Below are 245 nucleotides of genomic sequence, written 5' to 3' on the forward strand. Positions count from 1 at the left end.
ACCGTCGATGCTGCGGGAAGGTTTGTCATCATCCCTCCGGATTCGCGTTTTCCGGCGGACGGTCCGTTCAAATATTGGGCGGTCGACGGCGGCACGATCAACAATGAACCGCTGGAGCAAGCGCGCCTGGTTGATCAGCGCCGAAGCCAGGCTCGGCAGCACGCTGGCGAGCGTGCCGATGGTCCGGTCGTTCTCGTAGACCTGGTAGTTCGGGAAGGGCGCGACCAATACCACGGCCTTGTCGG

1 protein-coding gene is annotated in these 245 nt (G+C 62.9%); it reads right to left on the bottom strand.

Annotation, left to right across the window (positions count from 1 at the left end; genetic code table 11):
* Positions 1 to 245 (bottom strand): hypothetical protein (locus FNJ47_RS48040; RefSeq protein WP_163163727.1); only part of this gene is annotated, 245 nt, incomplete at both ends.

The organism is Bradyrhizobium uaiense (assembly GCF_010811875.1).
In the GTDB taxonomy this organism is placed as follows: Bacteria; Pseudomonadota; Alphaproteobacteria; order Rhizobiales; family Xanthobacteraceae; genus Bradyrhizobium; species Bradyrhizobium uaiense.